Below are 25,754 nucleotides of genomic sequence, written 5' to 3'. Positions count from 1 at the left end.
TTACCGCTGTTTTTGGCGACCCCCATCCGGGGTCAAGAGCAAACGTATTTTTTTGAGCGCTGATCTGCTTTCTCGTCTAGCGATCCAACCGATTCGGGAGCTACCTGAAGGTAGTTTTATTGTTCTCTGCCCGGTTGCGGGTCATTCCGAGGAATACCCTGAAAAGCACACCTTCTCCAAAAAAATCTGTTAGCTGCGTCTCTGCCGTGTTGTTCTTGTTATGTCAGAGTCGGTACGTCTTATTTTTATTGGTTTGCTGCTTTTTATTCTTGTTATGCCATAGAGATAGCAGAAGCCGTGCCAACTTTTCAAAACCCTTGTAAATCAAGGGTTTGAGATTTTTGAAGGATTTTTCCTTCAGGCAAAACCAGACAATTTGTTTCCGTGTTACTCGCTTGTGCCCACGTTTCGCGCTCGGCGGTAACACCATCCCCCTCACTGTGCGCTGCGAGCCTTGGCCACGCGCGAACCGGTCGGGCGGCCTAGCACGGCACTGATCTGCTGGCCTGCGGCAATCAGGGCGTCGAGGTCGATACCGGTCTCGATGCCCAGGCCGTTGAGCAGGTACACCACGTCTTCGGTGGCGACGTTACCGCTGGCGCCCTTGGCGTACGGGCAGCCGCCGAGGCCGGCGATCGAGCTGTCGAACACCGCGATGCCTTCCAGCAGGCTGGCGTAGATATTGGCCATGGCCTGGCCGTAGGTGTCGTGGAAGTGGCCGGCGAGTTTCTCTCGAGGCACCTGTTTCGAGACCACTTCGAACAGTCGGCGGGTGGCGCCCGCAGTGCCGGTGCCGATGGTGTCACCCAGCGACACTTCGTAGCAGCCCATCGCGTACAGCTCGCGGGCCACCATCGCTACTTGCTCCGGCGCGACCTCGCCTTCATAAGGGCAACCCAGCACGCAGGAAACGTAACCGCGCACGGTAACGCCGTGCTGTTTCGCCGATTCCATGATCGGCGCGAACCGCGCCAGGCTTTCGCTGATCGAGCAATTGATGTTGCGCTGCGAGAATGCTTCGGACGCAGCGGCAAACACCGCGACTTCCTTGACCCCGGCCGCCAGCGCATCTTCAAAGCCGCGCAGGTTCGGCGCCAGTGCGCCGTAGGTCACGCCGGGTTTGCGCTGGATCTGCGCGAACACCTCGGCGGAACCGGCCATCTGCGGCACCCACTTGGGTGAGACGAAACTGCCGACTTCTATATAGCCAAGGCCGGCGGCACTTAAGGCGTCGACCAGTTGCACCTTGTCGGCAACGCTGATGGGCTGGGCTTCGTTCTGCAGGCCGTCACGCGGGCCGACTTCGATCAGGCGTACTTGGGAGGGGAGGGACATGGCGTTGACCTGCTCTTTGAATTCCTGCGGAACCTTTGTGGGAGCGGGCTTGCTCGCGAAAGCGGAGTGTCAGCCGACAAATCTGTTTCTGAAACACCGCTTTCGCGAGCAAGCCCGCTCCCACATTGGGATTTATTTAGGTTACTGAACTGATTGCTGACTCTTGAGCGTCTGCTCCAGCGCCTGCACGCAGCGTTCTTCGGCGGTGTCGAGCTCCAGCTTCATCTGTTCGATGTCCAGCAGTTGCTGCTCGAGCTGTTCCCGGCGCTCGCTGATTTTCGCCAGCATGCTGTTGAGTTGTTTGGTGTTACCGCTGGAAGGGTCGTAAAGCTCGATCAGCTCGCGGCACTCGGCCAGCGAAAAACCGATGCGTTTGCCCCGCAGGATTAGTTTCAGGCTGACCTTGTCGCGCGGCGAATAGATGCGTTCCTGGCCTCGGCGCTCGGGGCTGAGCAGGCCTTGTTCTTCATAGAAGCGGATCGCCCGGGTGGTGATGTCCAGCTCGCGGGCGAGGTCGGAAATGCTGTAGGTCTGGCTGCTCATGAAAGCGCTCGAAGAAGGGTCTTGGCGCTAAGCTAATGGCAGGTTGACGTTTACGTCAAGTGGCGGGCGCCTGCAGCTTGTCGAGCTTCTTCTCGTGCGCTGTCACTTGCTGGCACAACTCGATCATCTGCTCGCGCATCCAGCGGTTGGCCGGGTCCTGATCGGTGCTTTCGTGCCAGTACAAATGGGTTTCCACCGGTGGTACATCGTTGACCGGCAGATTGAACGCATGCAGGTCATGGCGCCGGGCGAAACGCTCCGGCACGGTCATCACCATGTCGGTCTGCTGCAACACCTGGGACGCCATCAGATAGTGCTGCGAGCGCAGGGCGATCTTGCGCTGGATGCCCATCTTGCCCAGCGCCAGATCGACATGGCCCAGACCACTGCGCCGGCTGGAAATATGAATGTGGGTCAGCGACAGGTAATCGTCGAGGGTGAATTTTTCCTTGGTCGCCAGCGGATGACCCTTGCGCATCGCGCAGACGTAACGGTCTTCCATCAGCTTGACGTGGCGCACCTGTGGGTCGGTGTTGAGCGGCGCATCCACGGCAAAGTCGAGACGCCCGGCAGCCAGCTCCTTGGTGGTTTCCCGGCGTTTGGACAGGAAACTTTCGATGATCACCGTCGGCGCCAGGCGACGCAGGCGCTGGAACAGCGGCGGCAGAATCACCGCTTCGGTCAGGTCAGTCATGCTGATGCGGTAAGTCTTGACCGCTTGCGAGGGGTTGAAAATGCGGCTTTCCTGAACCGATACCCGCAGCAGCGACAATGCGTTGCGCACCGGGCCGATGATGTTCTGCGCCATGGGCGTCGGCACCATGCCCTGGGCGGTGCGGACGAAGAGCGGGTCGTTGAAGGTCTCGCGCAACCGCGCCAAAGCGTTGGACACCGCTGGCTGGGTAATGCCGACAATCTGCCCGGCGCGGGTCAGGTTGGCTTCGGTGTAGATCGCGTCGAAGACGATGAAAAGGTTGAGGTCGACCTTGCTCAGATTCATTACGCGGCTCTCTTGTTATAGGTGGATGGCGCGGGTCAGGGCGGCCAGGAAAATCAACCAATCATATATCGGTGATGAATGTTTATACACGCCGAGAATAGGCTAGGTAAATTATCAACGCTGTTCTAGCATCGATTGCATGACTTAAACAACCTGCCGAAAAAAGGTAATTGCTCATGGATTTCGCTTATTCGCCCAAGGTGCAAGAACTGCGTGAGCGCGTGACCGCGTTCATGGACACTTACGTTTACCCGGCCGAAGCCGTGTTCGAACGCCAGGTCGCAGAAGGCGATCGCTGGCAGCCGACGGCGATCATGGAAGAACTCAAAGCCAAGGCAAAAGCCGAAGGTCTGTGGAATTTGTTTCTGCCTGAGTCGGAACTGGGCGCCGGCCTGACCAACCTCGAATACGCGCCATTGGCGGAAATCATGGGCCGTTCGCTGCTCGGTCCAGAGCCGTTCAACTGCTCGGCACCGGACACCGGCAACATGGAAGTGCTGGTGCGTTACGCCAACGAAGAACAGAAACAGCGCTGGCTCGAACCGCTGTTGCGCGGCGAGATCCGCTCGGCGTTCGCCATGACCGAGCCGGACGTTGCGTCCTCCGACGCCACCAACATGGCCGCCCGTGCCGTGCGCGATGGCGACGAGTGGGTGATCAACGGCAAAAAATGGTGGACCTCCGGCGCCTGCGATCCGCGCTGCAAGATCCTGATCTTCATGGGCCTGAGCAACCCCGACGCGCCGCGCCACGCCCAGCACTCGATGATCCTGGTGCCGGTCGACACCCCCGGTGTGAAGATCGTCCGTCCGCTGCCGGTGTTCGGTTACGACGACGCACCCCACGGTCACGCCGAAGTGCTGTTCGACAACGTACGAGTGCCGTACGAAAACGTTCTGCTCGGTGAAGGACGCGGCTTCGAAATCGCTCAAGGTCGTCTCGGCCCGGGCCGGATTCACCACTGCATGCGTTCGATCGGCATGGCCGAGCGCGCACTGGAACTGATGTGCAAACGTTCAGTGAGCCGTACTGCATTCGGCAAACCGCTGGCGCGTCTGGGCGGTAACGTCGACAAGATCGCCGACTCGCGGATGGAAATCGACATGGCACGCCTGTTGACCCTGAAAGCGGCGTACATGATGGACACCGTGGGTAACAAAGTCGCCAAGAGCGAGATCGCGCAGATCAAGGTCGTCGCACCGAACGTCGCGTTGCGGGTGATCGACCGGGCGATCCAGATCCATGGCGGGGCAGGGGTGTCGAACGATTTCCCGCTGGCCTACATGTACGCCATGCAACGCACCCTGCGCCTGGCCGACGGCCCGGACGAAGTGCACCGCGCGGCGATCGGCAAGTTCGAGATCGGCAAGTACGTGCCGAAGGAAATGCTGCGTAGCGGTCATTAAGACCGCGGCGCCTGCTATCGCGAGCAGGCTCGCTCCCACGGGTTCGCTGGTGTCCACATACTTTGTGTTCACTGGAGATCTAATGTGGGAGCGAGCCTGCTCGCGATGGGGCCTGCTCGTTCAGCGCATCAACATCAGATTCAGTAAACCCAAACCTCAACCCGCCGATTCTTGATCCTGCCTTCATCCCCGCTGTTGGTCGCCACCGGCATCAGCGCGCCAAACCCGCGCACTTCGCGCAATACCACGCCGTTCTTCACCAGTTCCCGCCGTACCGCCATCGCCCGCAGCTTCGACAGCAAATCCGCCCGCGCCGGGTCGTCCTTGGCGTCGCCGAATCCCACCAGTGTTACCGCGCGGTCGGTCTTGTCGTGGTGCTTTATATAGTCGAACACCCGAGCCAGATCCTGGCGGGCCTTGTTGTCGAGGCTGGCGCTGCCTTCTTCGAAACGGAAGTTCACCGTCAGACGCTGGGCGTGGCGGCTGAGGGATTGATAACCCTCGGGCATCAGCGCATTCGGCGTGACGGCGATGGCCTGCACGGTCTGGGCGATAAAACCGTTGGCCGCGACAATTCCCTGACCCCGACGGCTCTGCGCAAACTCCACCAAGGCCTTGGCCCACGGATTGTTGCTGTCGGGCGGCAGATAGAAGAACAGCCGCCGCGACAGCGGATAGTCTTCGGTGGCGATCAGGCTGGCGAGCGGCAGCATCGCCTGGGATTGGCCGTCAACAATCGCCACGGCCTTGGCCTGACGCACATAGGGCAGGCCGATGAAACCGATGGCCTGCGGATCGGCACTGACGGCGTCGGACAACTGCTCGCTTGATTCAAACCGTTTCGCGGCATTGCTCAGGGATTTCCCACGACGGCTGAGGACAAGTTCCTTGAACGTGTCGTAGGTCCCGGACTGATCATCCCTCGCATATAAATGAATCGTCCCACCCTTGCCGCCGACGTCTTCCCACGTCTTCGCCTCGCCACTGAAGATCCGCGCCAGTTGTTCGGTGTTCAGTTGATTCAGCGGATTGTCGGGATGAAGGATGATCGCCAGGCCATCGATGGCGATGACTTGCTCGGCACCGGAGCTTTTCAAATCGCCCCGGGCTTGCAGGTTCAGCAGTTCGCTGTCCTTGATCGGGCGCGACGAGGCGGCCAGATCGGCGCTGGCGTTCTTGAGTGCAGTGAAACCGGTGCTCGAACCGTGGGCGGCGATTTCTACCACGACCCTTTGGCCTTGGGCTGTGAGGCCGACGACCCGTTGCTCGTTGGCGGTGTCCGGGGTTTCGCTGTGGACTTTCAACAGTCCCTGATCTTGAAGCAGGCCTTCAACCAGCGCCGGGCCGAGCGCCGCGCCGATGGTGTTGGAACCCTGGATGCGCAATGCCGTGCCGTTCTCGGGAATGGGCAATGCCGCGGCCGAAACCTGCAGCCAGGCGCTCAGGAGAAAGACGAACAGAACACGCAGGGTCATGCCGGCACCGATTGCAGCCAAGGGGATTGCCGGGGAGATTAAGTCAAAGACGTTTCTGAAAAATGACAGCGCTCAAACTGTGGGAGCGAACTCCCACAGCGATTTGCGGTGATTGCGGTATCAGCTCAATTCCAGCCAGATCGGCGCATGGTCCGAAGGCTTTTCCATCCCGCGCAGTTCATAGTCGACACCGGCGGCTTTCACCCGTGGCAGCAAGCCATGGGACGCCAGAATCACATCGATCCGCAGACCACGCTTCGGCTCGTCTTCAAAACCACGGCTGCGGTAGTCGAACCAGCTGAACATGTCGGTCACATCCGGGTTCAGGTGACGGTAGCTGTCGGTCAGGCCCCAGTTTTTCAGGCGGGCCATCCACTCGCGCTCTTCCGGCAGGAAGCTGCACTTACCGGTTTTCAGCCAGCGCTTCATGTTGTCCGGGCCGATGCCGATGTCGCTGTCTTCCGGGGAGATGTTGACGTCGCCCATCACCACCAGCGGCTGTTCATTGTGGAACTGGCTTTCCAGCAGCGCTTGCAGATCACTGTAGAAGCGCTGCTTGGCCGGGAATTTGGTCGGGTGGTCGCGGCTTTCGCCCTGTGGGAAATAGCCGTTCATGATCGTCACCGGCACGCCGTTGGCGTCGGCAAAAGTGCCCCAGATAAAGCGCCGCTGCGCGTCTTCTTCATCGGTGGCGAAGCCTTTATGAATGGCAATCGGCTCCTGGCGCGAGAGCAGGGCGACACCGTAATGGCCTTTCTGGCCGTGGAAATACACGTGATAACCCAGGGCCCGCACTTCTTCCAGCGGGAACTGGTCGTCGTGGACCTTGGTTTCCTGCAGGCCGATGACGTCCGGCTGATGCTTTTCGATCAGCGCCGCCAGCTGATGCGGGCGGGCCCGCAGTCCGTTGATGTTGAAGGAAACGATCTTCATGGTCGGCAGTCCTGGCAAAAGGGCGATGCTAGCTGACATGTAGGATCTGGGCCAGCGTGGCGGTAGTCCATATGCGCTGCTAATGTCTTTCGGGTGTGGGAACGATCCCTTCAGCCCAAGGCTCGTATAACAAGAACGGGGCCTGTTGAGTCCCGTCCAGGGAGAATCACCGTCATGCCTGAAACCCAAACCGCCATCGCCGACATTCACATGCTCGACCGCGGCTATTCCCGGGAAGCGCGATCCCTTCTTTATCAGGCTTATCGCCACGAGCCGACCTTCGCTTACCTGTTCGAAGCCGAGCGTCCGGGTTACGAGCAGCGGGTGCGCGCCACGGTACGGGAGCTGGTCAAGCAGCATTTCCTGCAGGATCTGCCGGCCATCGGCCTGTTGGTCAACGACCGCCTGATCGGCATCGCCCTGATCGCGCCGCCGCAACGGCGTCTGGGTGTTACCGAGAGTTGGGCCTGGCGTTTGCGCATGGTGCTGAGCACCGGTTTCCGCTGCACCCGGCGTTATCTGGAATATCACGCGGCCGTTGAAGCCTGCGTGCCGACCGACTCGGTGCACATGCTGCCGCTGCTCGGCGTGCATCCACAATTTCAGGGCAAACACTTCGGCGAACAGCTACTGCAAGCGGTGCACAACTGGTGCGCGGTGGACGAAAGCTCCCAAGGCGTGATCCTCGATACTGGCAACCCGCGTTATCTGGAGTTCTACAAGCGTCAGGGTTACGAAGAAATCGGCGAAGTGGCCGTCGGCCCGGTGCGCGAGCACGTGTTTTTCCACGCCAACCCGCAGGTGTTACAAACAGCAACGGGATGACCATCGAACTTTTTGGGAAATTTCCTGTTCTATCACGCTCCCAAGCCCGTGATAGCATCCGCGCCTATGAAGTTTCCAGGAAGATTTACCAGTGGCGTGCTCATGCTGTTAACCAGCTGCGCGGCGCTGGCGCAAAGTGAATTGGATGTGCGGATCAAACCGTCCAACGATGAACTGAAAGCCAATATAGAAGGCTATATCGGCAGCCTCGGCGATCGTGACGAAGAAGCCTTGCAGCGCTTCAGTCGCGGCGCCGAAGAACAGGCGCGCAAGGCCGCCCAGGCCTTGGGTTATTACCAGCCGCAGATCGAAAGTGACGTCAAGGGCGGTGAAAAACCGCGTCTGGTGCTGAACATCGATCCCGGTGAGCCGATCCGTCTGCGCAACGTGACCGTGCGCATCGACGGCCCGGCGGCCTCCCTCAAATCCTTTCGAGTCCCGAAAAGTGACGTGCTCAAGCCCGGCGCGGTGCTCAACCATGGGCGTTACGAAGACGCCAAACGTTTGATCCAGAACCAGGCGTCGCGCTACGGCTTCTTCAGCGGCCGTTTCACCAGCCAGAAATTAATGGTTGACCCACGCGCCGGAGTCGCCGACGTCGAACTGATCTACGAAAGCGGCCCGCGTTATGCGCTGGGCAAAGTCAGTTTCGAAGGCGATACCCCGTTCGACGAAGACCTGCTGCAACGCATGGTGCCGTTCAAGGCCGGCGAGCCGTATGACTCCGAGCTGATCGCCGAACTCAACCGCGACCTGCAATCGAGCGGCTATTTCGAAGGCGTGCGGGTCGACGCCGCGCCGACCGCCGCGAAAAACGACGTGATCCCGGTGGACGTCAAACTCGACACCCGCAAGCCGCGCACCATGGGCCTGGGCCTTGGTTATTCCACCGACGTCGGCCCGCGAATCAAGGCCAACTGGACCCGCCATTGGGTCAACCCGCAGGGCGACAGTTATGGCTGGGAGGCCGAACTGTCGGCGCCACGGCAAAACGTCGGCCTGTTCTATGACATCCCGCTGGACCCGCCGCTGACCGACAAACTGCGCTGGGCCGGCGGTTATCAATACGAGGACATCGACGGTTCCGACACCTTGAGCAAGCTGCTGACCTTCGGCCCGGAATGGCACAGCAAATTGCCGAGCGGCTGGCAGCGGGTGATCTCGCTGAAATGGCAGCGCGAGGAATACCAGCTCGGCGACGACTCCGGTCTGAGCACCTTGCTGATGCCCGGCGTCAGCTATTCCTACCTCAAGAGCGACAATCGCATCGATCCGCACAATGGCTATCGCCTGACCTTCGAAAGCAAAGTGGCGAAAGAAGGTCTCGGTTCCGACAACAACCTGGTCTACGGCACGGCGCTGGTCAAAGGCCTGACCACCGTGTTCGACAAGCACCGTCTGCTCGGTCGGGTGCAGGTCGGTGGCAGCGCCACAAACGGCTACAAATCGGTGCCGCCGTCGCTGCGCTTTTTCGCCGGTGGCGATCAGAGCGTGCGCGGTTACGACTATCAGAGCCTGTCCCCGGAAAACTCCGAGGGCGACCGCATCGGCGGGCGCTACATGGTGGCCGGCAGCGTCGAATATCAATATTCGATTGCCGAGAAGTGGCGCGTGGCGACTTTCGTCGATCAGGGCAACTCCTTCAACAAACTCGAACTGCCGAACCTCAAGACCGGGGTCGGTATCGGTGTGCGCTGGGTTTCGCCGGTGGGGCCGATCCGCCTCGACCTGGCCCATGCGCTGGACGACGACGGCGGCATCCGGCTGCACTTTTCCATGGGGCCTGAGCTGTGAAGCGTGGTTTGAAGATTTCGGCGCTGGCGCTGTTGTCGCTGGTGCTGCTGATTGTATTGAGCATCACCGCTGTGCTCGGAACGCAGGCCGGCAGCCGTTGGGTGCTGGGTCTGGTGCCGGGCCTGAGCGTCGACGATTTCCAGGGTCGCCTCGGCGGGCAGTGGAGCGCCGATCATCTGCTGTGGCAGCAGGACAGCAGTCGCGTCGAACTGAGCAAACCGATCTTCGAATGGTCGCCGCTGTGCCTGACGCGAATGACCCTGTGCATCGAACAGCTCAAGGCCGATACCGTCAGCCTGCAATTCCCGCCGAGCGAAGAAGTCACCGAAAGCGGCCCGATCAAACTTCCTGATCTGCAATTGCCCGTGGCCATCGAGCTGGGCGACGTGCAGGTCGGCAGCCTGTTGTTCAACGGCAGTGAAGAGTTGAAAGGCCTGCAACTGGCGGCGCACTGGACCGCCAAGGGCATGCAGATCGACAGTGTGAAACTGCAACGCGACGACCTGAGCCTGAATCTGTCCGGCCTGCTGCAACCGACCGGCAACTGGCCGCTGAACATCGCCGGCGATCTGACCCTGCCATCTCCGGGCACCGGCCCATGGACGCTGGCACTCAAAGTCGACGGCGATCTGCTCAAGACCCTAAACCTGCACGCCGACAGCCGTGGTTACCTCGACGGCCAGTTGAGCGGCGATCTGCAACCGTTGGCGGAAAACCTGCCGGCCAAAGTGCGGATCACCTCGGAGGCGTTCAAGCCGAGTGCGGATCTGCCGGACACGCTGCAATTCAATCAACTGGTATTGACCGGCGAAGGCGACCTGAAAAACGGTTACCAACTCCTCGGCAATGCGACACTGCCTGCCGAAAAAGGCCCGGTGGCGTTGCTGCTCAAAGGCAAGGTCGACGCCAAGGGTGCGCAGATTGCCGGCCTCGACCTGACAGCCAACGACAAGCAAAGCCTCAAGCTGACCGGCAATGTTGACTGGAGCAAAGGCCTCAGCGCCCAGGCCAATATCAACTGGCTGGAATTTCCGTGGCACCGGCTCTATCCGGAGATCGACGAGCCGCAGGTCACGTTGCGTACCTTCACGGGCGAAGTCTCCTACACCGACGGTCAGTACCTCGGTAACTTCGCCGCCGCCGCAGATGGCCCAGCGGGGGCGTTCACCCTGAGCAGTCCGTTCAGCGGCAATCTCAAGCAGATTTTCCTGCCACAACTGAAACTCGAAGCCGGGCAGGGCAAGGCCGAAGGCCATGTGAACGTGCAGTTCGCCGATGGCATTGCCTGGGACACCGCGCTGGAACTGTCGGCGCTCAACCCGGCGTATTGGGTCGCGGAGTTGCCGGGCACCCTGGCCGGCCCGTTGAAAAGCAAAGGCGAAATGAAGAACGAGCGCCTGAGCCTGAATGCCGATCTCGATCTGAAAGGCAAACTGCGCGGGCAACCGGCGGTGCTGCAAGCCAAGGCCGACGGGGCTGGCGAGCAATGGAATCTGAATGCCCTGCAAATCCGCCTCGGCGACAACAGCATCAACGGCAAGGGCAGCCTGCAACAAAAACTCACCGGGCAGATCGACATCAAACTGGCGCGTCTGGCCCAGCTCTGGCCGCAACTGCGCGGGCAGATCAACGGTCGGGTCGATGTCGCCGGTACGCTCAAGGCGCCGCAGGGCAAGCTCGGCCTGCAAGGTTCGCAACTGGCGTTCCAGGACAATCGCCTGCAAAGCCTCAACCTCGACGCCACCCTCGACAGCGCGCAACGGGCGAAAATCGACCTCAAGGGCAGCGGCATCCAGGCCGGCGATACGTCGCTGGGCACCCTGACCGCCAGCGCCCAGGGCGATATCAAAAGCCAGAAGCTCAATCTCGACTTGCTCGGGCCGAAGCTGAAACTGGCGTTGGGCCTGGACGGCAATCTGGACAAAGGCAACTGGCGCGGGCGTCTGGCCAGCGGCGACATTCAGGCCGGCGGTCAGGACTGGAAGCTGCAAAATCCGGCGAAACTCGAGCGTCTGGCCGACGGCAAGATCAACTTCGGCGCCCATTGCTGGATGTCCGGCAATGCCAGCCTGTGCGGTGAAGACCAGCGCCTGATGCCGGAGCCGAAGCTGCGTTATCACCTCAAGCAGTTCCCGATCGAAAGCCTGGCGCAGTGGCTGCCGAAGGATTTCACCTGGCAGGGCAAGCTCAACGCCGACCTGCAACTGGACCTGCCGGCCAGCGGCCCGAACGGCCAGATCAGCGTGGATGCCAGCGGCGGCACCTTGCGCATGAAGGAAAAGGATCAGTGGCTGGACTTCCCGTACCAGACCCTCAAGCTCACCAGCAAACTCACGCCCAAGCGCATCGACACTGATCTCAACTTCGTCGGCGGCAAGCTCGGCGAGTTGATGGTGCAGGCGCAGATCAATCCGCTGCCGAAGAACAAGCCGCTCAGCGGTTCATTCCGCCTCAGCGGACTGGACTTGTCGGTGGCGCGGCCGTTTGTGCCGATGGTCGAGAAACTCACCGGGCGCCTGAACGGCAGCGGCACGATTTCCGGCGGGCTGCTCGCGCCGCTGGTCAACGGCACGGTGCAGCTCAGCGACGGCGAAGTGTCCGGCCCGGAATTGCCGCTGGAGTTGCAGGCGCTGCAACTGCAAGCGGTGATCGCCGGTGAAGCCGTGCAATTGAACGGCGGCTGGAAAAGCGGCAAGAGCGGGCAGGGCAGTCTGAACGGCAACATCGCCTGGGGTCAGGCGCTGGTGGTGGATCTGGCGCTCAAGGGCACGCAATTGCCGGTGACGGTCGAGCCCTACGCCAAGCTTGAAGTGGCGCCGGACCTGAAGATTTCCATGGCCGGCGATGAGCTGGCGATTGCCGGCAAGGTGCTGGTGCCCAAAGGCGAAATCACCGTGCGCGAACTGCCGCCATCAACGGTCAAAGTCTCCGATGACACGATCATCGTCGGCGCGCAGACCGAAGAGGGCAAGCCGCCGCTGGCCATGAAGATGGACATCGACGTGGTGGTCGGCCAGGACAAGTTGAGCTTCGCCGGATTCGGCCTGACCGCCAACCTGCAAGGCCACGTGCACATCGGTGACAACATGGACACCCGTGGCGAGCTGTGGCTCAACGACGGCAAATACCGCGCCTACGGTCAGCGCCTGACGGTACGTCGCGCGCGTCTGCTGTTCGCCGGTCCGATCGATCAGCCGTATCTGGACATCGAAGCGATTCGCCAGACCGATGATGTGATCGCCGGTATCCGCCTGAGCGGCAGCGCCGAGCAGCCGACCACGCAGATCTTCTCGGAACCGGCGATGAGTCAGGAACAGGCGCTGTCCTATCTGGTGCTGGGGCGTCCGCTGAGCACTACCGGCGAAGACAACAACATGCTCGCGCAAGCGGCGCTCGGTCTGGGTCTGATGGGCAGTTCCGGGGTCACCAGCAGTCTGGCCAGTGATCTGGGCATTCAGGACTTCCAGCTCGACACCCAGGGCAGCGGCAACACCACCAGCGTGGTGGCCAGCGGCAATATTTCCGAGAAACTCAGTCTGCGTTACGGCGTCGGCGTGTTCGAGCCGGCCAATACCATCGCCTTGCGCTACAAGCTGAGCAAAAAGGTCTACCTCGAAGCCGCCAGCGGCGTGGCCAGTTCGCTGGACATCTTCTACAAGCGGGATTTCTAGCCCGCGTTCCCCCTGGCCGGATCGTGTCAGCACGATCCGGCTTTTTCTGGATGTATTAGACTGACCGCAGCTTGAAGGGCGCCGTTTGCGGCTGCCCGAAACGCCCCGGGGGCGCCAATGGTTCGTTTGAGTATGGTCTTGCTCGGTCACGATTTTGTCCGTCGGCGCTGGTCCGCTCTGGCATTGACCGGCGTTGTCTGGGGCGCGGCCGGCGTGGCCATTTTCATCGATGCGCTGGACGGCGTTCTGTATTTCCCGCTGCATGTGTTCGGCTATCTGTTGTTACTCGAAGCCCTGATCATTCTGCTGGTGCCGGCCCCGAAAACCGGTACGGCGGCGGCTTTGCACAAGGCGCGGGGTCTGGTGTTTTTGCTGCTGGGGCTGCTGATCGTCGACCGACAGCATGCTGCCGGTGTGATTCTCGCGGTGCTGTTCGGTGCGGCTTTTCTGCTCGATGGCGGTTTTCGGCTGGCGGCTGCGGTGGTGGTGCGCTTTGTCGGTTGGCGAATGTCACTGCTGGTGGCGCTGTTCGAGATCGGCTTTGGCGTGTTCATCCTCGAACCGTATCCGAGCCTCTACAAGGGGACGGTGCCGTTCTGCATCGGCATGAGCATCTTTCTTTCGGGCTGTGCCTTGTTGCAGCAGGCATTGCGATTCAAGAACAGACCGTCGCCGGTGACGCCTCCTCCGGTTCATGCCCCTGCAGATAATGGCGCAATGGTGATCCATGTCTGGACACCCAGCGGCACCGTTGAAGACACCCTGGTGCGCAATCGGTTGCTCAATCGTTACATCGCGGCGGTCGATATCAACGGCGTCATTTCCGCCGGCCACGCGGCACTGGAATGTGGGCCGGACATCTACATCAGCCATTACCCGCTGGACGATATCGATCGCTCGGCGGGGGATTTCGTGCGCTTGCTGCGGGCCACGCCGAACAACGATGTGGCGGGGCGGTTTCTGCCGGACTACGCGAGCGAAGTTGCCGACTGGTGCCCGTCGTCGGTTCAGGTCAGTTTCGTGCATTACGATGCGGCACGGCTTCAGGCGTTCTGGGCGGATTATCGGCAGAACACCACCTACAACCTCACCAGTCGCAACTGTTCGAGTGCCGTTGCGCACAGCCTTGAGGCAGCCCTTGAGGGCGCGATGAACCGGGGGCATTCGAGCATGCTGGATTTTGCCCGGGTCATCATCAGCCCCGAATTCTGGGTCGCAGCTCAAGTGCGCAAGCGCGCCGAGGCCATGGCCTGGACGCCCGGCCTGGTGCTCGATTATGCGCGGGCGTTGCATGCCGCCATCGAGCCGGCACCGCCGGGCTGGCACGGTATTTACGCAGGAGCCAGGCGTGCCTGCGGTTATGTGGCAACTGCGTTGCGCGGGCGTGAAGTCCATCCCCTTCAGCCACCACCGATGAATCACCCCTCCGACAAATCCTGAACGGCTCTTCACCGAGTCGCTGCCTTCGCGAGCTGGCTCGCTCCCACATTGATTCGTGTATGCGTGAGATGCCCTGTGGGAGCGAGCCAGCTCGCGATGGAGTCTGCACGGACGACAGAGAAACCCAGCCCACTGGTCAACTAATTACAAAGCAACCTAACTATTACGTTGACATTCGCTGCCTAGGCAGTAACATCTCGACATACATTCACTGCCTAGGCAGTTATTAGGTGAGCACATGAAGCATTTCACCCCCGACGAATTCAAGCATTGCCATCTCGGCCTGTTGCTCGGCCGTGCCGCCTTGCTCAAGGACAAGATCATCGACACCCACATGGAACCCCACGGCATCACCGCCGCGCAGTTCAAGGTGTTGATCATCATGGCCCAGTTCGGCGTCGACACCCCGGCCGAGCTGTGCCGGCACCTGTCGCTGGACAGCGGTTCGATGACCCGCATGCTCGATCGTCTGGAGCAGAAAGGTTTTCTGGTTCGCCAACGCAGCGAAGGCGATCGCCGTCAGGTGCAACTCAAACTCACCGAGCAGGGCCAGCAACTGGCCGATCGCCTGCCGCACATCGGCGCCGACGCCATGAATGAACTGGCCGGCGCCGTGACCCCGGACGAGTTGAAAACCCTGGAATACATCCTCAAGAAAATTTTGCTGGCAGCCGGTGACCCGATCACCATCCAGCGGTTAGGTGAACACAATGAGCGGTAAAACCTTGCGCAGCAGCCTGACACTGGTGCTGTCGGCGATGATCCTCGCCGGTTGCGCCAACTACAGTGGCCTCGATACCCAGGGCGCCAGCCTCGATGCGAAAACCCTGCAGACCGGGCAATCGCTCAACGGCGTCACCCTGTCCCAGGCCGCCTGGCCGAAGAGCGACTGGTGGACCAGCCTCGGCGATCCGCAACTCGACGGTCTGATCCGCGAAGCCCTGAAAGACAGCCCGGACATGCAGATCGCCGACGCCCGCGCCCATCAGGCCAGCGCCGCCGCGTACGCCGCCGATGCCGAGCGTTATCCGACCCTCGACGCCAGCGCCGGCATCAGCCGTTCGCGTCTGGCCCGGGATCAGGATCCGTTGGGGCAGGGTGGGGCTTACTCCACCGTGCGCAACATCAGCGCCGGCTTCAATTACAACTTCGACCTGTGGGGCGGCCAGCGTGACGCCTGGGAAGCCGCACTCGGTCAGGCCCGTGCCGCCGAAGTCGACCGTCAGGCCGCGCAACTGACCCTTGCCGCCGACGTGGCCCGGGCCTATAGCGATCTGGGTCAGGCGCACATCGTTTATGACCTGGCCAACGAAGATTTGAAGCGCACCAAACAGATGCTCGACCTGAGCCAGCGTCGTTTGAGCTCGGGGATCGACAGCCAGTACCAGTTCCAGCAGACCCAAAGTCTGGAAGCCAGCTCCGAAGCCAGCCTGATCGACGCTGAAAAACGCCTGAACAGCGCCAAAATCGCCCTGGCCGTACTGCTCGGCAAAGGCCCGGATCGCGGCAACGAAATTGCCCGGCCGAAAGTCCTGCAAGCCAGCGCTGTCGCACTGCCATCGGTGCTGCCGGCCGAACTGCTGGGCCGTCGCCCGGATCTGGTCGCGGCGCGCTGGCGTGTCGAGGCGGCGAGCAAGGACATCGATTCGGCCAAGACCCGCTTCTATCCCAACTTGAACCTGTCGGCTTCCGCCGGTGCCGAATCCTTGTTGGGGGACGCGATGTTCGGTTCCGCCAGTCGCTTCTTCAACATTGCCCCGACGATTTCGGTGCCGATCTTCGATGGCGGACGCCTGCGCGCCAACCTCGATGCCCGCGACGCCGATTACGACCTCGCCGTGGCGCAGTACAACAAAAGCCTGGTGAAAGCCCTGGGCGATGTCAGCGACACGATCAACCAGTTGCGTGACATCGGCCGGCAGATCGGCGCCCAGCAGCACGCGACCGAGATTGCCCAGGATTCTTACAACACCGTCGTCCAGCGTTACGGTTCCGGCATCGGCAACTACCTGGACGTGCTCAGCATCGAGCAGCAATTGCTGCAGGCCCAGCGTCAGCTGGCGAACCTGAATGCCGAGCAGATCGACCTGTCGATTCAACTGATGCAAGCGCTGGGCGGCGGCTTCCAGGGGCAAACCCTGACCGCAGCCAACGCCACCCCAGCCATGCCGCACAACTAATTCAAGGTATTTGTCATGGCCACTGCCGAAAACACACAAGCTCAAGACAACGCCCAGGAGACTGGCAACCCGCGCAAACGCAAGGTGATGCTGCTGGTGCTGGCCGTTGTGGTTGCCCTCGCCGGTGCCGGCGTCTGGGCGTATCACGAATTCATCGGGCGCTGGAGCGAAAGCACCGACGACGCCTACGTCAACGGCAACGTGGTGGAAATCACCCCGCTGGTGACCGGCACCGTGGTCAGCATCGGCGCTGACGATGGCGATCTGGTTCACGAAGGCCAGGTGCTGATCAACTTCGACCCGAACGACGCCGAAGTCGGCCTGCAAAGTGCCAAGGCCAATCTGGCCCGCACCGTGCGCCAGGTTCGCGGCCTGTACAGCAACGTCGACGGCATGAAGGCCCAGGTCAATGCGCAACAGGCCGAAGTGCAAAAAGCCCAGGACAACTTCAACCGCCGGAAAAACCTCGCGGCCGGCGGGGCGATTTCCCAGGAGGAACTGTCCCACGCTCGCGATGACCTGACCTCGGCGCAGAACGCCCTGGCCAACGCCAAACAGCAGCTGAAAACCACCAGCGCGCTGGTCGATGACACCGTGGTCTCGTCGCATCCCGACGTGATGGCCGCCGCTGCGCAACTGCGCCAGGCCTACCTGACCAATGCTCGCAGCACTTTGATCGCACCGGTCACCGGTTATGTCGCCAAACGCACCGTGCAACTCGGCCAGCGTGTGCAGCCGGGCACCGCGCTGATGGCGGTGATTCCGCTGGATCAACTGTGGATCGACGCCAACTTCAAGGAAACCCAGCTGCGTGACATGCGCATCGGCCAACCGGTGGAGATCGAATCGGACATCTACGGCAGCGACGTGAAGTTCAGCGGCACCATCGACAGCCTCGGCGCTGGCACCGGCAGCGCGTTCGCCCTGTTGCCGGCGCAGAACGCCACCGGTAACTGGATCAAGATCGTACAGCGTGTGCCGGTACGGATTCACGTCAACGCCGAAGAGCTGGCCAAACACCCGCTGCGCGTCGGTCTGTCGACCAATGTCGAGGTCAACCTGCACGACCAGAGTGGCCCGGTACTGGCCCAGCAGCCGCCGCAAAAGGCCTCGTTCAGCACCAACGTCTACGACCGCCAACTGGCCGAAGCCGACGCGATGATCACCCAGTTGATCCACGACAACAGCGCGGCGGTCAGCAAGACCGCGCAACGCTGATCCCATCCTGTGGGAGCGAGCTTGCTCCGGGCGGCGTTCCGACGATTGCGATTTTCAATTCAACAGTTTTGTTGGCTGAACCGCCGTCTTCGCGAGCAGGCTCGCTCCCACAAGGGCGGCTGCGTCATTAACGGACGCAGCGTCAATCAGGTTCCAAAGGATTCGCGATGAGCAATAACGCCTCTTTTTCGCCGCCCAGCCTGTTGCTCAGCACCATCGGCCTGTCGCTGGCAACCTTCATGCAGGTGCTCGACACCACCATCGCCAACGTGGCGTTGCCGACCATTTCCGGCAACCTCGGCGTGAGTTCGGAGCAGGGCACCTGGGTCATCACCTCGTTCGCCGTGAGCAACGCCATCGCGCTGCCGCTCACCGGCTGGCTGAGCCGTCGCTTCGGCGAGGTGAAGCTGTTTCTGTGGGCGACCATTCTGTTTGTGCTGGCTTCGTTCCTCTGCGGTATTTCCACTTCGATGCCGGAACTGATCGGCTTCCGCGTGCTGCAAGGCCTGGTGGCCGGGCCGTTGTACCCGATGACCCAGACGCTGCTGATCGCGGTTTATCCGCCGGCGAGGCGGGGCATGGCCCTGGCGTTGCTGGCGATGGTCACGGTGGTGGCGCCCATTGCGGGGCCGATCCTCGGCGGCTGGATCACTGACAGTTACAGTTGGCCGTGGATCTTCTTTATCAACGTGCCGATCGGGATCTTCGCGGTGATGGTGGTGCGCCAGCAACTGGCCAAACGCCCGGTGGTCACCAGTCATCAGCCGATGGATTATGTCGGGCTGATCACGCTGATCATCGGCGTGGGCGCGTTGCAGGTGATCCTCGACAAAGGCAATGACCTGGACTGGTTCGAGTCGAACTTCATCATCATCGGCGCGGCAATTTCGGTGATCGCGCTGGCGGTGTTCGTGATCTGGGAAATGACCGACCAGCATCCGGTGGTCAACCTGCGGCTGTTCGCCCACCGCAACTTCCGCATCGGCACGCTGGTGCTGGTGTTGGGTTACGCCGGGTTCTTCGGCATCAACCTGATCCTGCCGCAATGGTTGCAGACCCAGATGGGCTACACCGCGACCTGGGCCGGTTTGGCGGTGGCACCGATCGGCATTCTGCCGGTGCTGCTGTCACCGTTTGTCGGCAAGTACGCGCACAAGTTCGACCTGCGCCTGCTGGCCGGGCTGGCGTTCCTGGCGATCGGCCTGAGCTGCTTCATGCGTGCCGAGTTCACCAACGAGGTGGACTTCCAGCATATCGCTCTGGTGCAGCTGTTCATGGGGATTGGCGTGGCGCTGTTCTTCATGCCGACTCTGAGCATTCTGATGTCGGACTTGCCGCCGAGCCAGATTGCCGATGGCGCGGGTCTGGCGACGTTCCTGCGGACATTGGGCGGCAGCTTTGCGGCGTCGTTGACTACGTGGATCTGGATTCGCCGGGCGGATCAGCATCATGCCTATATGAGCGAGAGCATCAGCACCTTCGAGCCAGCGACTCGCGAGACCTTGCATTCGCTGGGTGGCGCGAGCCAATCGGCCTATGCGCAGATGGATCAGATCCTCACCAGTCAGGCGTACATGCTCTCCACAGTGGATTACTTCACGCTGCTGGGATGGGGGTTTATGGGGTTGATTCTGATTGTGTGGCTGGCCAAGCCGCCATTCGCAGCCAAGGCAGGCCCGGCCGCCAGCGGTCACTAACGTCGCCAGATCGTTCCCACGCTCCGCGTGGGAATGCAGCCCGGGACGCTCCGCGTCCCATGCCCAAGCGGACGCGGAGCGTCCATTGATGCATTCCCACGCAGAGCGTGGGAACGATCAGGCGGTGGCAGGGGCGGGCAGTGCCGGCGGCGGTGCAAAATCAAACGGCGCCAACGCAAACCCGTTCTCATCCACCTGCAACGCCCAACCCTGACGATCCCAATCCCCCAGCACAATCCGCTTCGCCGCCTGATCGCCGATCTGCAACTTGTGGATCGCCGGGCGATGGGTGTGCCCGTGAATCAGGGTTTTCACCCCGTATTCCTGCATGATCCGCGGAATTTCCTCCGGCGTGACATCGACGATGTCATTGGCCTTCATCCGCGTCTGCGCCCGGCTTTCGCTGCGCAACTTGCGCGCAAGCTTGTGGCGGGTGCGCAAGGGGAGGTTACGCAGGATGAACAGGCTGATCGGGTTGCGCAGGTAGCGGCGCAGCTTCATATAGGCTTCGTCGCGGGTGCACAGGCTGTCGCCGTGCATCAGCAGCACCGGTTCGCCGTAAAACTGCACGACACTCGGATCCTTCAACAGCGTGCAGCCGGCCTCTTTGCAGAAGGCCTTGCCGAGCATGAAGTCGCGATTGCCGTGCATCAGAAAAATGGCCGTGCCGCTGTCGCTGAGTTCGCGCAGGGCCTGGCAGATGGAACGCTGGAAGGGGGTCATGGCGTCGTCGCCAATCCACGCCTCGAAAAAGTCGCCCAGAATGTACAACGCACTCGCCGAGCGGGCGCGTCCGGCGAGCAAATCCAGAAACGCCCGGGTAATGTCCGGGCGCTCCTCTTCCAGATGCAAGTCTGAAATCAGCAATATCACGCTTCGATGATCTCGGCTTTCTCGATGATCACGTCGTCTGCTGGTACGTCCTGGTGGCCTGCCTTGGACGTGGTGGAAACGCCTTCGATCTTGTCGACAACGTCGGTGCCCGCAACCACTTTACCGAACACGGCATAACCCCAGCCCTGAGCGGTCTTGGAGGTGTGGTTGAGGAAGCTGTTGTCGGTGGCGTTGATGAAGAACTGTGCCGAGGCCGAATGCGGATCCATGGTGCGAGCCATGGCCAGGGTGTACTTCTCGTTCTTCAGGCCGTTGTCGGCTTCGTTCTGGATGCTCGGGCTCTTGTCTTTCTTTTCTTTCATGCCTGGCTCGAAACCGCCGCCCTGGATCATGAAACCTTTGATGACGCGGTGGAACACGACGTTCTCGTAGTGACCCTTTTTAACGTACTCGATGAAGTTGGCCACGGTGATCGGGGCTTTTTCAGCGTTCAGTTCGATGACGATGTCACCGAAGTTGGTGGTCAGTTTTACTTGAGTCATGATCGCTACTCTTTATAAGGAATTCGTGGGTATTGGGACATTTGCGCCCTTTACCGGTTCAGCCCGTGAGGGCCAAGGTGCGCAGTTTAGCGTGACAGGCGCGAATTTCGAGGCTGTTTTTCAAAACCCGGCGATTAAATGCATTCCTTTTAAGCCCTGCTCTGTCAGGGGCTTGACAGCATCGGCTATGATAGCGGCTTTGTTTTGTCAGGCCCGTGTCCCGGCCGCGCACTGTACGTTCAAGGATCCTATGAGCAAGCCCACTGTCGACCCTACCTCGAATTCCAAGACCGGCCCCGTTACGCCGGTCAATTTCCTGCGCCCGATCATCCAGGCGGACCTGGACTCGGGTAAGCACACGCAGATCGTCACCCGTTTCCCGCCTGAGCCCAACGGCTACCTGCACATCGGCCACGCCAAGTCGATCTGTGTGAACTTCGGCCTGGCCCAGGAGTTCGGCGGCGTTACCCACCTGCGTTTCGACGACACCAACCCGGCCAAGGAAGACCAGGAATACATCGACGCGATCGAAAGCGACGTCAAATGGCTGGGCTTCGAATGGTCCGGCGAAGTGCGCTACGCCTCGCAATACTTCGACCAGCTGCACGACTGGGCCGTCGAGCTGATCAAGGCCGGCAAGGCCTACGTCGACGACCTGACGCCCGAGCAAGCCAAGGAATACCGCGGCAGCCTGACCGAGCCTGGCAAGAACAGCCCGTTCCGCGACCGTTCGGTGGAAGAGAACCTGGACTGGTTCGCCCGCATGCGCGCCGGTGAGTTCCCGGACGGTGCCCGCGTGCTGCGCGCCAAGATCGACATGGCCTCGCCGAACATGAACCTGCGCGACCCGATCATGTACCGCATCCGCCACGCCCATCACCACCAGACCGGTGACAAGTGGTGCATCTACCCGAACTACGACTTCACCCACGGTCAGTCGGACGCCATCGAAGGCATCACCCACTCGATCTGCACCCTGGAGTTCGAAAGCCATCGTCCGCTGTACGAGTGGTTCCTCGACGCACTGCCAGTGCCGGCGCACCCGCGTCAGTACGAGTTCAGCCGCCTGAATCTCAACTACACCATCACCAGCAAGCGCAAGCTCAAGCAGCTGGTTGACGAGAAGCACGTCAACGGCTGGGACGATCCGCGCATGTCGACGCTGTCGGGCTTCCGCCGCCGTGGCTACACCCCGGCGTCGATCCGCAACTTCTGCGACATGATCGGCACCAACCGTTCCGACGGCGTGGTCGACTTCGGCATGCTCGAGTTCAGCATCCGTCAGGACCTCGACGCGAACGCCCCGCGCGCCATGTGCGTGCTGCGTCCGTTGAAAGTCGTGATCACCAACTACCCGGAAGATCAGGTCGACAACCTCGAATTGCCGCGTCATCCGCAGAAAGAAGAACTCGGCGTGCGCCAGCTGCCGTTCGCCCGTGAAATCTACATCGACCGCGATGACTTCATGGAAGAGCCGCCAAAAGGCTACAAGCGCCTGGAGCCGAACGGCGAAGTGCGTCTGCGCGGCAGCTACGTGATCCGAGCCGACGAAGCGATCAAGGACGCCGACGGCAACATCGTCGAGCTGCGTTGCTCCTACGATCCGGACACCCTGGGCAAGAACCCTGAAGGCCGCAAGGTCAAGGGCGTGATCCACTGGGTGCCGGCCGCTGCCAGCATCGAGTGCGAAGTGCGTCTGTACGATCGCCTGTTCCGTTCTCCGAACCCGGAAAAGGCCGAAGACAGCGCGAGTTTCCTGGACAACATCAACCCTGACTCACTGCAAGTGCTGACCGGTTGTCGTGCTGAACCCTCGCTGGGCAACGCACAGCCGGAAGACCGTTTCCAGTTCGAGCGCGAAGGCTACTTCGTCGCGGATATCAAGGACTCGAAACCAGGCCAGCCGGTATTCAACCGTACCGTGACCCTGCGCGATTCGTGGGGCCAGTGATCAAGTCTTAAGGAAACACCGTGCTTACGATCTACAACACGCTCACCAAGAGCAAAGAAGTCTTCAAGCCGCTGGATGGCAACAAGGTGCGCATGTACGTCTGCGGGATGACCGTGTACGACTACTGCCACCTGGGCCATGGCCGCAGCATGGTCGCGTTCGACCTGGTGACCCGCTGGTTGCGGTTCAGCGGTTATGACCTGACCTACGTGCGCAACATCACCGACATCGACGACAAGATCATCAACCGGGCCAACGAGAACGGCGAGTCGTTCGAAGCGTTGACCGAGCGCATGATCGCCGCGATGCACGAAGACGAAGCGCGCCTGAACATCAAGAAGCCGGACATGGAGCCGCGCGCCACGGATCACATTCCGGGCATGCACGCGATGATCCAGACCCTGATCGACAAGGGTTACGCCTACGCCCCGGGCAATGGCGACGTGTACTACCGCGTCGGCAAGTTCATGGGCTACGGCAAGCTCTCGCGCAAGAAGATCGAAGACCTGCGCATCGGTGCGCGGATCGAGGTCGACGAAGCCAAGGAAGATCCGCTGGACTTCGTGCTCTGGAAAGGCGTCAAGCCGGGCGAGCCGAGCTGGGAGTCGCCATGGGGCGCCGGGCGTCCGGGCTGGCACATCGAGTGCTCGGTGATGTCCACCTGCTGCCTCGGCGAGACCTTCGACATTCATGGCGGCGGCAGCGACCTCGAGTTCCCGCACCACGAAAACGAAATCGCCCAGAGCGAAGCGGCCACCGGCAAAACCTACGCCAACGCGTGGATGCATTGCGGCATGATCCGTATCAATGGCGAGAAGATGTCCAAGTCCTTGAACAACTTCTTCACCATTCGCGACGTGCTCGACAAGTACCACCCGGAAGTCGTGCGTTACCTGCTGGTGTCCAGCCACTACCGCAGCGCGATCAACTATTCGGAAGACAACCTCAAGGACGCCAAGGGCGCACTGGAGCGTTTCTACCACGCGTTGAAAGGCCTGCCGAACGTGGCACCGGCGGGCGGCGAAGCGTTCGTCGAGCGTTTCACCACGGTGATGAACGACGACTTCGGCACGCCGGAAGCCTGCGCGGTGCTGTTCGAGATGGTCCGTGAGATCAACCGTCTGCGCGAGAGCGATCTCGATGCGGCGGCCGGTCTGGCAGCGCGCCTGAAAGAACTGGCCAGCGTGCTGGGTGTGTTGCAGCTCGAAGCCGATGACTTCCTGCAGGCCGGCGCCGAAGGGCGTGTCGATGCAGCTGAAGTCGAGGCGCTGATCGCTGCGCGTCTGGCGGCACGTGCCGGCAAGGACTGGGCCGAATCCGACCGCATCCGCGACCAGCTCACCGCCATGGGCGTGGTGCTGGAGGACGGCAAGGGCGGCACGACCTGGCGTCTGGCTGACTGATTGCTGCGCCTGCTACAAACAAAACCCGCCTTGTGCGGGTTTTTGTTTTTCTGCTGCTTACTCCGGGTTGATCGTTCCCACGCTCCGCGTGGGAATGCAGCCCGGGACGCTCCGCGTCCCATGCCGAAGCGGACGCGGAGCGTCCATTGAGGCATTCCCACGCGGACGGTTCGACGCCTCGACGTGGGAACGATCCAAAATCAAAGTCCGTGATTGCTTTTGGTATTCGCATAGGTCTTGATAGCGCACGCGGCAGGATGCTCATCAGCGACGAATCCGGAAGGGAGGAATCATGGCTAATCACTATCGCGAGCTGGTATCGACACCCGGCGCCACCGGGCTGATCCTCGCGAGCTCTATCGCCCGACTGCCCCAGGCAATGATCGGCATCGGCATCATCACCATGCTGGTGCAGCAGACCGGCGTTTACTGGCTGGCCGGTGCAGTCGCTGGCACCTTTACCCTGGCCAACGCGCTGCTCGGCCCGCGCATCTCGAAACAGGTCGATCGGCATGGCCAGAGTCGCGTGCTGCCCATCGTCACGGTGTTCAGCATCGTCATGTTGCTAGCGCTGATTTTGGCGGTCCACCTGAAGGCGCCCGCCGCGTTGTTTTTTGTGCTGGCGGCACTGGCGGGAACGATGCCGAGCATGCCGTCCATGATCCGCGCACGCTGGACGCAGCTGTTTCGTGGCAAGCCGCAACTGCACACTGCGTTCTCGCTGGACACGGTCCTCACCGAACTGGCTTACATCATCGGCCCGCCACTGGCGATCGGTTTGAGCGTGAGTTTCTTTGCGGAGGCCGGGCCGCTGGTGGCGGTGGGGCTGCTGGCCGTCGGCGTGACGGCGTTTCTCATGCAGCGTCAGACCGAACCGAAAGTGGTGGCGGGCAACCGGAAAAACAGCGGATCAACCCTGCTGATTCCCGGTGTTCGCACCATTGTCCTCGCGCTGCTGGCGATGGGGGCCATCGGCGGGTCGATCGATGTCGCCGTTGTAGCGTTCGCCAATGCCCAGGGCTGGCCATCGGCTGCCACCTTCATCCTCGCCGCCTATGCGTTCGGCTCGCTGGTGGCGGGCCTGACCTTCGGCGCGTTGCGGGTGTCGCTGGCGATTGAAAAACAGTTCTTTATCGGGATATTGGTCACGGCAGTCACCGGCGTATTGCCGGTGTTCTCACCGGATGTTTATGTCCTGTCCGCGATGTTGTTTATCGCCGGCATCTCGTTCGCGCCGACCATGGTGGTGGTCATGAAGCTGGGGACGATCATCATCCCCGCGGCGAGAATGACCGAAGGGCTGACGTGGATGACCACCGGGATCAGCATTGGCGTGGCGCTGGGCGGCATGCTGGCGGGGCTGGTGATTGATGCCTGGGGCGCACGGGCAGGGTTCGGCGTTGCGATAGCCGCAGGTCTTATGATGATGGTCGTGGTGTTGATGGGCCTGCGGACGTTGGCGGCCGCATCGGCTGCGCCCGTTGAGCCCGCCGTTTCGGCCTGACCC

General features: G+C 61.3%; 19 protein-coding genes. 12 read left to right on the top strand and 7 right to left on the bottom strand.

The window, feature by feature from the left end; translation table 11 throughout:
• Positions 1-435: 435 nt before the first annotated feature.
• The 3 genes from LOY31_RS18630 to LOY31_RS18620 all read right to left on the bottom strand — a co-directional run bounded on the left by LOY31_RS18630 (position 436) and on the right by LOY31_RS18620 (position 2,878).
• The gene (locus tag LOY31_RS18630) at positions 436-1,335 is read right to left on the bottom strand and encodes a hydroxymethylglutaryl-CoA lyase (RefSeq protein ID WP_085712431.1); all 900 of its coding nucleotides are present in this window, start codon (positions 1,333-1,335) and stop codon (positions 436-438) included.
• 141 nt (positions 1,336-1,476) lie between these two features.
• Complete coding sequence (locus tag LOY31_RS18625; RefSeq protein WP_085690041.1) at positions 1,477-1,878, bottom strand: MerR family DNA-binding transcriptional regulator; 402 nt, start codon at positions 1,876-1,878, stop codon at positions 1,477-1,479.
• A 55-nt stretch (positions 1,879-1,933) separates the two neighbouring features.
• Positions 1,934-2,878, bottom strand: coding sequence for a LysR family transcriptional regulator (locus tag LOY31_RS18620; RefSeq protein ID WP_011334997.1), 945 nt, complete (start codon positions 2,876-2,878; stop codon positions 1,934-1,936).
• Positions 2,879-3,054: 176 nt separating this feature from the next.
• On the opposite strand from LOY31_RS18620, the gene LOY31_RS18615 reads away from it, so the two are divergent.
• Positions 3,055-4,284: an acyl-CoA dehydrogenase gene (locus LOY31_RS18615; RefSeq protein ID WP_003223710.1), complete on the top strand. Its 1,230-nt coding sequence runs from the start codon at positions 3,055-3,057 to the stop codon at positions 4,282-4,284.
• A 140-nt stretch (positions 4,285-4,424) separates the two neighbouring features.
• Here the strand turns inward: LOY31_RS18615 and LOY31_RS18610 are convergent, their stop codons facing one another.
• The gene (locus tag LOY31_RS18610; RefSeq protein WP_258712011.1) at positions 4,425-5,759 is read right to left on the bottom strand and encodes a phosphate ABC transporter substrate-binding/OmpA family protein; all 1,335 of its coding nucleotides are present in this window, start codon (positions 5,757-5,759) and stop codon (positions 4,425-4,427) included.
• A 120-nt stretch (positions 5,760-5,879) separates the two neighbouring features.
• Positions 5,880-6,692: an exodeoxyribonuclease III gene (xthA, locus tag LOY31_RS18605; protein ID WP_007951504.1), complete on the bottom strand. Its 813-nt coding sequence runs from the start codon at positions 6,690-6,692 to the stop codon at positions 5,880-5,882.
• A gap of 174 nt (positions 6,693-6,866) precedes the next feature.
• Here xthA and LOY31_RS18600 point away from each other — a divergent pair, with 174 nt between their 5' ends.
• The 8 genes from LOY31_RS18600 (at position 6,867) to LOY31_RS18565 (ending at position 19,517) form a co-directional block, all read left to right on the top strand.
• A complete protein-coding gene (locus LOY31_RS18600) occupies positions 6,867-7,517 on the top strand; it encodes an N-acetyltransferase (RefSeq protein WP_007951503.1) in 651 nt (216 codons plus the stop codon).
• Between the two features lie 66 nt (positions 7,518-7,583).
• The gene (locus tag LOY31_RS18595) at positions 7,584-9,311 is read left to right on the top strand and encodes an autotransporter assembly complex family protein (protein ID WP_085699065.1); all 1,728 of its coding nucleotides are present in this window, start codon (positions 7,584-7,586) and stop codon (positions 9,309-9,311) included.
• Positions 9,308-12,982, top strand: a complete 3,675-nt coding sequence (locus LOY31_RS18590; protein ID WP_221533218.1) for a translocation/assembly module TamB domain-containing protein — start codon at positions 9,308-9,310, stop codon at positions 12,980-12,982. Before LOY31_RS18595 ends, LOY31_RS18590 begins: the two co-directional genes overlap by 4 nt.
• Before the next feature lie 117 nt (positions 12,983-13,099).
• Positions 13,100-14,422, top strand: coding sequence for a DUF308 domain-containing protein (locus LOY31_RS18585; protein ID WP_221533219.1), 1,323 nt, complete (start codon positions 13,100-13,102; stop codon positions 14,420-14,422).
• Between the two features lie 238 nt (positions 14,423-14,660).
• The gene (locus LOY31_RS18580; protein WP_085608360.1) at positions 14,661-15,143 is read left to right on the top strand and encodes a MarR family winged helix-turn-helix transcriptional regulator; all 483 of its coding nucleotides are present in this window, start codon (positions 14,661-14,663) and stop codon (positions 15,141-15,143) included.
• Positions 15,133-16,602 (top strand): efflux transporter outer membrane subunit, encoded by a 1,470-nt coding sequence (locus LOY31_RS18575; protein ID WP_221533220.1) that lies wholly within the window; start codon positions 15,133-15,135, stop codon positions 16,600-16,602. The genes LOY31_RS18580 and LOY31_RS18575 overlap by 11 nt, the downstream gene beginning before the upstream one ends.
• Before the next feature lie 15 nt (positions 16,603-16,617).
• On the top strand, positions 16,618-17,820 hold the full coding sequence (locus LOY31_RS18570; RefSeq protein ID WP_221533221.1) for an efflux RND transporter periplasmic adaptor subunit: 1,203 nt from the start codon (positions 16,618-16,620) through the stop codon (positions 17,818-17,820).
• A 167-nt stretch (positions 17,821-17,987) separates the two neighbouring features.
• Entirely contained in the window at positions 17,988-19,517 is a 1,530-nt protein-coding gene (locus LOY31_RS18565; RefSeq protein ID WP_127798761.1) for a DHA2 family efflux MFS transporter permease subunit, read from the top strand.
• Between the two features lie 117 nt (positions 19,518-19,634).
• Here LOY31_RS18565 and lpxH read toward each other — a convergent pair whose 3' ends face one another.
• Both lpxH and LOY31_RS18555 read right to left on the bottom strand, forming a co-directional pair.
• On the bottom strand, positions 19,635-20,390 hold the full coding sequence (gene lpxH, locus LOY31_RS18560; protein ID WP_221533222.1) for a UDP-2,3-diacylglucosamine diphosphatase: 756 nt from the start codon (positions 20,388-20,390) through the stop codon (positions 19,635-19,637).
• A complete protein-coding gene (locus LOY31_RS18555) occupies positions 20,387-20,893 on the bottom strand; it encodes a peptidylprolyl isomerase (RefSeq protein WP_007951494.1) in 507 nt (168 codons plus the stop codon). Before LOY31_RS18555 ends, lpxH begins: the two co-directional genes overlap by 4 nt.
• A gap of 250 nt (positions 20,894-21,143) precedes the next feature.
• Between LOY31_RS18555 and LOY31_RS18550 the strand changes: the two genes are divergently transcribed.
• From LOY31_RS18550 to LOY31_RS18540, 3 genes are all read left to right on the top strand, one after another.
• On the top strand, positions 21,144-22,844 hold the full coding sequence (locus tag LOY31_RS18550) for a glutamine--tRNA ligase/YqeY domain fusion protein (protein ID WP_007951493.1): 1,701 nt from the start codon (positions 21,144-21,146) through the stop codon (positions 22,842-22,844).
• A gap of 20 nt (positions 22,845-22,864) precedes the next feature.
• Positions 22,865-24,247, top strand: coding sequence for a cysteine--tRNA ligase (gene cysS, locus LOY31_RS18545; protein WP_085690018.1), 1,383 nt, complete (start codon positions 22,865-22,867; stop codon positions 24,245-24,247).
• A 292-nt stretch (positions 24,248-24,539) separates the two neighbouring features.
• A complete protein-coding gene (locus LOY31_RS18540) occupies positions 24,540-25,751 on the top strand; it encodes an MFS transporter (RefSeq protein WP_258712010.1) in 1,212 nt (403 codons plus the stop codon).
• Positions 25,752-25,754 lie beyond the last annotated feature (3 nt).

The sequence above is a fragment of the Pseudomonas sp. B21-021 genome (assembly GCF_024749205.1).
Taxonomy (GTDB): Bacteria; Pseudomonadota; Gammaproteobacteria; order Pseudomonadales; family Pseudomonadaceae; genus Aquipseudomonas; species Aquipseudomonas paraglycinae.
Note: the sequence above shows the minus strand (reverse complement) of the source record. Positions and strands in the feature narration are given on the sequence as shown.

Bases quoted from the DNA above. Each gene is read 5' to 3' on its own strand.
- LOY31_RS18630 (WP_085712431.1), bottom strand. From the start codon at position 1,335: ATGTCCCTCCCCTCCCAAGTACGCCTGATCGAAGTCGGCCCGCGTGAC.
- LOY31_RS18625 (WP_085690041.1), bottom strand. From the start codon at position 1,878: ATGAGCAGCCAGACCTACAGCATTTCCGACCTCGCCCGCGAGCTGGAC.
- LOY31_RS18620 (WP_011334997.1), bottom strand. From the start codon at position 2,878: ATGAATCTGAGCAAGGTCGACCTCAACCTTTTCATCGTCTTCGACGCG.
- LOY31_RS18615 (WP_003223710.1), top strand. From the start codon at position 3,055: ATGGATTTCGCTTATTCGCCCAAGGTGCAAGAACTGCGTGAGCGCGTG.
- LOY31_RS18610 (WP_258712011.1), bottom strand. From the start codon at position 5,759: ATGACCCTGCGTGTTCTGTTCGTCTTTCTCCTGAGCGCCTGGCTGCAG.
- xthA (WP_007951504.1), bottom strand. From the start codon at position 6,692: ATGAAGATCGTTTCCTTCAACATCAACGGACTGCGGGCCCGCCCGCAT.
- LOY31_RS18600 (WP_007951503.1), top strand. From the start codon at position 6,867: ATGCCTGAAACCCAAACCGCCATCGCCGACATTCACATGCTCGACCGC.
- LOY31_RS18595 (WP_085699065.1), top strand. From the start codon at position 7,584: ATGAAGTTTCCAGGAAGATTTACCAGTGGCGTGCTCATGCTGTTAACC.
- LOY31_RS18585 (WP_221533219.1), top strand. From the start codon at position 13,100: ATGGTTCGTTTGAGTATGGTCTTGCTCGGTCACGATTTTGTCCGTCGG.
- LOY31_RS18580 (WP_085608360.1), top strand. From the start codon at position 14,661: ATGAAGCATTTCACCCCCGACGAATTCAAGCATTGCCATCTCGGCCTG.
- LOY31_RS18575 (WP_221533220.1), top strand. From the start codon at position 15,133: ATGAGCGGTAAAACCTTGCGCAGCAGCCTGACACTGGTGCTGTCGGCG.
- LOY31_RS18570 (WP_221533221.1), top strand. From the start codon at position 16,618: ATGGCCACTGCCGAAAACACACAAGCTCAAGACAACGCCCAGGAGACT.
- LOY31_RS18565 (WP_127798761.1), top strand. From the start codon at position 17,988: ATGAGCAATAACGCCTCTTTTTCGCCGCCCAGCCTGTTGCTCAGCACC.
- LOY31_RS18555 (WP_007951494.1), bottom strand. From the start codon at position 20,893: ATGACTCAAGTAAAACTGACCACCAACTTCGGTGACATCGTCATCGAA.
- LOY31_RS18550 (WP_007951493.1), top strand. From the start codon at position 21,144: ATGAGCAAGCCCACTGTCGACCCTACCTCGAATTCCAAGACCGGCCCC.
- LOY31_RS18540 (WP_258712010.1), top strand. From the start codon at position 24,540: ATGGCTAATCACTATCGCGAGCTGGTATCGACACCCGGCGCCACCGGG.